The organism is Gardnerella vaginalis, assembly GCF_001546485.1.
Classification (GTDB): domain Bacteria; phylum Actinomycetota; class Actinomycetes; order Actinomycetales; family Bifidobacteriaceae; genus Bifidobacterium; species Bifidobacterium vaginale_D.
Map to the genome: position 1 here is coordinate 1 of NZ_KQ956872.1, position 6,357 is coordinate 6,357.

General features: G+C 42.7%; 4 protein-coding genes, 1 tRNA gene and 1 riboswitch. Of the genes, 1 reads left to right on the forward strand and 4 read right to left on the reverse strand.

The window, feature by feature from the left end:
- Positions 1-685: 685 nt before the first annotated feature.
- The 4 genes from HMPREF3208_RS05465 to HMPREF3208_RS05480 all read right to left on the reverse strand — a co-directional run bounded on the left by HMPREF3208_RS05465 (position 686) and on the right by HMPREF3208_RS05480 (position 5,245).
- Positions 686-2,176: an amino acid permease gene (locus HMPREF3208_RS05465; protein WP_032814541.1), complete on the reverse strand. Its 1,491-nt coding sequence runs from the start codon at positions 2,174-2,176 to the stop codon at positions 686-688.
- Between the two features lie 48 nt (positions 2,177-2,224).
- Positions 2,225-2,411: riboswitch (Lysine riboswitch) on the reverse strand.
- Positions 2,412-2,525: 114 nt separating this feature from the next.
- Positions 2,526-2,598: transfer RNA gene (locus HMPREF3208_RS05470), tRNA-Ala, on the reverse strand.
- A gap of 231 nt (positions 2,599-2,829) precedes the next feature.
- The gene (locus HMPREF3208_RS05475) at positions 2,830-4,071 is read right to left on the reverse strand and encodes a hypothetical protein (protein WP_064347604.1); all 1,242 of its coding nucleotides are present in this window, start codon (positions 4,069-4,071) and stop codon (positions 2,830-2,832) included.
- Between the two features lie 211 nt (positions 4,072-4,282).
- A complete protein-coding gene (locus HMPREF3208_RS05480; protein ID WP_196488966.1) occupies positions 4,283-5,245 on the reverse strand; it encodes a DMT family transporter in 963 nt (320 codons plus the stop codon).
- A gap of 392 nt (positions 5,246-5,637) precedes the next feature.
- Here HMPREF3208_RS05480 and HMPREF3208_RS05485 point away from each other — a divergent pair, with 392 nt between their 5' ends.
- On the forward strand, positions 5,638-6,042 hold the full coding sequence (locus HMPREF3208_RS05485) for a pyridoxamine 5'-phosphate oxidase family protein (RefSeq protein WP_064347609.1): 405 nt from the start codon (positions 5,638-5,640) through the stop codon (positions 6,040-6,042).
- The last annotated feature ends 315 nt before the right edge of the window (positions 6,043-6,357 follow it).

Consider the following 6,357-nt stretch of genomic DNA (forward strand, 5'->3'; position numbering starts at 1 on the left):
TATTGTTATATTCAGCTAATACATACTTGGAACGCCGCTTAGCATACGAAATAGCCCACATTCGATATGCCACAAGCCCTACTGCCGTAAAGGTTATGAGCTGATTTTTTACACAGTTTTTGTCCAGGTAGTGGTGAATATGCAGCAAACAGATTCGATTACCGCAAAACGCTTGTATTGCAAGGCCTAAGACATGATTTCTTACACACTTTTGGCCTATAACCCCCTATTGGTACGGTGGCGCCAAGCGACAGAAACTGACGTAGTGAACAAAAGGAGTTAAGCCCAAAAACTGCGTCTAAAAAACGTGTTTTCGTTGAAATACAGATGAATTGAAACTAGCAAGTTGAAATACTGAAGAATTAAAATACCAGGAAAATTAGGCACAACTAAGCTAAAAGTCGAGTATTCAGCATTACGTACGATTTTTGTAAAACATGTTTTCGCATATATCAGACACCACAATTATGCATGCATAGTCAGGCATGGATAATCAGCTTCAGAACATTGGATTCTCATAACTAAAGCCATGCTGAAACATCTTGCGCAAATGCCATTGCGGTATTATAGCCCAATTGCGCAGTTTTATAATATTAGAAAGCGTGCAAAATATCTCATACGATATCCTGCACGCTTTATTCAACATACGTTTATTTTTTATACCTACAACCAGTAAACGTAACTTCTACTCAACTGTTGTACGATTGTTGCGTATTCCACTTAAATCAACTTCTTCAAGCGGAATAACCTTAGTATGATTCTTAATCTTGTAACCAACATACAAAATCAAGAACAACGGCACAGACATGTACGTAATGCCAATAGCCTGCCAGTTAAGAGTTGCAAATGAGTGCAAATCCTGACCAACAATAACTAGAACGCACAGCAAGAATGCTACAATCGGACCGAACGGATACCACTTTGCGCGGTATACTAAATCATCCAAAGAATGCCCTTGCGCCACATACGCCTTACGGAAACGGTAGTGAGCCGCTGCAATACCAGCCCAAGCGATAAAGCCTGTTAAACCACTTGCTGCGACCAGGAACATGTATATTTGCGAACCAAAGATACTCATAAAGAATGTGAACAAAGCTACCACAAATGTTGCAAGCAAAGCTGGAACTGGAATACCACGGAAGCTTACCTTACCGAAAACTTTCGGAGCATTACCATCCTTTGCAAGAGCATAAAGCATTCGCGTTGACGCATACATACCGGAATTTGCTGCAGAAATAACAGAAGTCAAAATCACAGCATTCATAACAGCTGCAGCAGCCGCAAGACCTGCACGTTGGAACACAAGAGTGAATGGGCTAATAGCAATATCCGTTACGTCAGATCCAAGCAAATTCTTGTCAGTGTAAGGAATAATGCACGCAATAACGAAAATAGCGAGGATGTAGAAAAGAAGAATACGCCAGAACACTTGCTTAACAGCCTTCGGAATACTCTTTTCTGGCGTTGCTGACTCTCCAGCAGTAATACCAATAAGCTCAGTACCTTGGAACGAGAAGCCAGCAATAGCAAACGCACACAACACAGCAGGAATACCACCAGCGAATGGAGCATCCTTATGAGTGAAGTTTTGCAAGAATGGTGCCTTGCCGCCAATAATGCCAACAATCGTCAAGGAACCAATAACAAGGAATACTATTACTGCAACGACCTTCACAATAGAAAGCCAATATTCTGTTTCACCAAAGCACTTAACTGTAAGAACGTTAATCAGCAAAATAAGCATAAGAACTGCCAATGAGAAAATCCATATTGGCACTTTCGGGAACCAGTATTGCAACACGATTGCTGCAGTACTAACGTCTACAGCCACCGTAATAGCCCAGTTAAACCAGTAGTTCCAGCCCATTGCAAAACCAAGCGCAGGATCAATAAAACGTCCGGAATACGATGCAAACGAGCCACTAATAGGCATGAACGTAGCCATCTCACCAAGAGATGTCATAAGGAAATAAACCATGATGCCGATTGCGCCGTACGCAAACAAAGCGCCGCCAGGACCAGCCATGTGAATTGTTGCACCGCTGGCAACAAACAGACCGGTACCAATGCTGCCACCTAAGGCAATCATAGAAATATGTCGCGTTTTTAAAGCGCGGTGAACATCGTGATTCTGCTCAGAAGTTTGTGTGGCAGTAGATGATAATGAATCACTCATTTTTCCTCCTTCTTAACACAATCAGAGGCAAAAACAAGCAACAGCGTGCGTGTCGATAGCGCTCCGCAGCGAATGCCGACTCGCTGCGACAGTACTTGGCATATTAAACCAAGTCCCAGCATACTACCTTTGGGAATCAGCAGTAAACTTCGGCGCTCTCCCCTTTGGCAAACATTCATCGCTTTCCCTAGCTCATGCCTGCTACTCTTGTTGAGCGCGACCTCTGGTCGATGGTGTTCATTTTTAGTACGACTTGCAGACAAACAGTAAAAAATACGGCGTGGCGCATAAAAATTGGAAATAATAACAAAAAAAACGCCACTTCATAAGAAGTGACGTTTAAAATTTGTGGAGCTAGGGGGATTCGAACCCCCGACCCCCTCCATGCCATGGAGATGCGCTACCAGCTGCGCCATAGCCCCGTTTTTATTTATGCCGTTCAAACGAACCTTTGATAGAATACAACAAATTCGTAGTCTTTCCAAATGCGGCGTGTCGAATCATACGCATGCAACACATGCACAATACCGCACTTTCAAGCGGATACCAATCCACATATGACACACACAAAACACAGCAGACCACACCGAAACTCAGTAAGCGCCACTCAGCAATACCTTCAATACGTTACCCCCAGCAAATCAGCCATGTAACTACGAATTACTATTAGCTCCGCCTGAAACTTGACCACTCCCTGGCGCAGTAGTACTAGTTGATGATCCACTACCACTGCTACTACCAGATCCAGCACCGGCATTAGCTCCCGCGCCTGCAGTTGAAGTATCGCTTCCCGAACTATTGCCGCCAAAACCATCGCCTGAATTTGAACTATTGCTATTATTATTCGTATCCGCGCCAGATTCGTTATCTGTATGACCATTCACAGTACTGTCAACATTCTCATGACTATGCAAATTCTTGCCATTATCTTCATCAGTTGGTTCTTGCGTTGTAGTGTCATTTTCAACAGGTTTCTTATGCTCCACTCGCATATTCTGGTTGTTGCGTTGCTGCGGTTGAGGCTGCTGTTGCTGCTGTGGAGCTTGCTCCTGCTGATTCATATTATCGGTGCCTTTACCTTGCGTAAAAAGCAGCACTATGCAAGCGGTAACAACAACAGCCAACAATGCACTCAAAACAGCAATAATAATCGTCGCACGTCGGCTACCAGTATGACGAGCAGGCTCAGGCGGCACAGCATTATAATTTGAACGAATAGCTTGCGATAACGGTATTGGTTCAGCAAGAGAACCTTCCGACAATGCCATGTCTTCTTCACGCTGCTTACGCAATGCTGAAAGCTCTAAAATACGCGTATTTTCTAATTCTGGATTACGAACTTGTGAACTTACTGTGCGTCCAGCAATTGCGTCAAAAGGCTGCGTTGATTGCGTTAACTGCTCAGGCTGAGTTGGCTGCATAGCCTGAGTGGATTGCGCAGATGAATCATATTGTTCTCCAGGAATAAATAGATTATTTCCATCTTCCGAAGGATCATCTTGCCATGGTGAAACATTAGATGAATATGGCATATGAATACCATCTCCCGTACTTTGAGAACCAGTTTGCGCATTATCAGCATTATTTGCGATATTATTTGCGATATTATTTGCAGCATTATTTACGGCATCAGCATTATTACGCAAATCCACAGTATCACTGCTCGCAGTGCGTTCAGCGACATTATTTGCATTTGCTTCCGCTAGCTTGCGAGACGACGCATGAATCACATTTTGATACAATTGGGAAGCTACTGCCGACACAATCGAACCGACAGCTACACCTATAACTGAACCAGCAATACCAATTTTAGAAGCAAGCAAAAACGACGTCACTGCTGCAAGCGAGCCAGCTAATACTTGCGTAAACGATATGCCTTTGAAGAAATTCTTCACGTATGTACCCTACATCTACCAATAGCATTAACAAATATAAGGCAATCTGCCCAACACTATTACCGATTTGTTACCAACAATGATGGTAGCACTCAATACAGGAGTTGCACAGTATTGCCTCATAAACTCTTACAACAACGTCACAAGATAATCACATGCTCATTGCAATAACATGCTCATTGCAATAACATGCTCAACACAACACAACAAACTATAGTGAAGCTGAATTCAATGAAGTTGATTGCAACGTTACTTTTTTACGCAAAGACACTTGCTTCACTTTTTTCTCATCGTAATGTTCACCAAAACTTGCAATAATAATAGCTGCAAATATTAACGCAAATCCCACGAATGCCATATTTGACACATGCTCATGATAGAACAACGTAGAAAATAGCAGTGTGAATAAGCTTTCAGTGCACATAATGACGGAAGCGTTCGCAGTAGAAAGATTCACCAAACTATAGTTTTGCATAATCTGTGCAACTACTGTTACTACTACAGTAAGATACAACATATTAGCAATAATTGTTACATGGTCAGCACCATGAAAGTTTGGCAGTGGCTCACTTATAAGAGCACCTGCCATAAAGAGCACTGCAGAGACAGCAAATTGCCCGAAAGTTAATGTCACAGGATTATATTTACGTGAATAGTATGCAAGGAACGTCAAATTAAACGCAAATACTGCTGCACAAATGAGCGTAAGTACATCTCCATACGATAGCGTCAGCACAAGCATTCCTGGTTTTAATGCCACAAAACCGACTCCTGCCACACAAGTTACTGCAGCTATCAAACCTAATAATGTTGGCTTTTTCTTCACAATAAGCCAAGCTGAAAATGGCGCAATCACACAATAAGCTGCTGTAAGAAAAGCGCTGCGTCCCGGATCAATTGATCGCAAACCTTCAGTTTGCAACACTAACGTAGCATAGTAGGTAACGCCAGTAAGTAACGAAGGAATAATTAATGTAGCAGTAAAGGTTTTACGAAGCGTATTGAAGAAAATAACGGCCATAATAGCGCACGCACCAACCATACGCACACCCATCAGCCATTGAACAGGAAAAACCTCAAGCGCATATTTTGAAGAAACATAGCTACCACCCCAAATAGCAGCACAAATAAGCAGCATGAATTGAGCTGTACGAACACCCTTACCTTGAGGCATGCCAGATTGATTGGTTAACGATTGAGCCGTTACATCCTTCACCTTCATAATGCTTCCCCTTCAACTATAAAAGTTGATTCTTTAAAATTTCTCTTTTGCAAAGCATTTTAACTTATAAAGTACACAGAATAGCCTTAAAAACGTGAAAAGTACAACTTTTTGGCGTTTCCCCGGAAAATTTCCGACGTATAACTCGAAAAACTCGAACACCCGACTCTTTTACTTTATTTATTTCACATATCGCGAAATCGGTGATTTATATCACAAGTACATAACTTTTTACATCACACACTCGAATCCTCCTCATAATCAGCGTAATGTAGCTATAAATACGTAATGTAATTGCACACTATAAGCGTGAGGCAATACTGTTTAAAACGAAAGGAATTATTATGGCAACACTTACAGCCGATATGAAGGAATTTATTGCGAATAATTTGGCTTGGATTGCAACAGTAAGCAAAGATGGCGAGCTTGATTTGGGACCAAAAATGTCTATGTTCGTGCTTGACGACAACCACCTTGCCTACCACGAGCGCACTGCAGGCCAGCATTTTAAGAACTTGCAAGACGGCAGCCAGTTGGTTGTAGCAGTTGCTAATTTGGCAGAAAAGAAGGGTTATCGCTTCCGCGGGACCGTAACTCTTCACACTGATGATGCGATTTACGAGGAGCAAGTTCGCGTTGCCGAAGAAAAAGGCACAAAGAAACCAGCTGCAGTTCCAGTTATGGAAATCACTGAGATTCAGGATTTGACTTCTGGCGCTACTGCCGGTAAAACAATTGCGAAAGATTAATACATCGTCATTCAGTCGTGTGGATATTCGTGAGGTAGAGATTTGAGATTTTTCGCACTGAACGAAGGACGCTCGCACTATAAGCGCTCGCTGCTGAGCTTGCACGGAAAGTCCACTGGACTTTCCGTCTGAGCAAGCTCACGCTCCGACCTGCTTTCGCGCGCGCTTTGAAGGAGCTTGAAATCAATGGGATTTCAAGCTCCTTCAAAGCGTGATTTGGCTCAATTGTGAAGCACGGTGTGCTTAACGCTCGCGCAGCGCTTCGACCGAGCTTGAAATCAATAGGATTTCAAGCTCCTTCAAAGCGTGATTTGG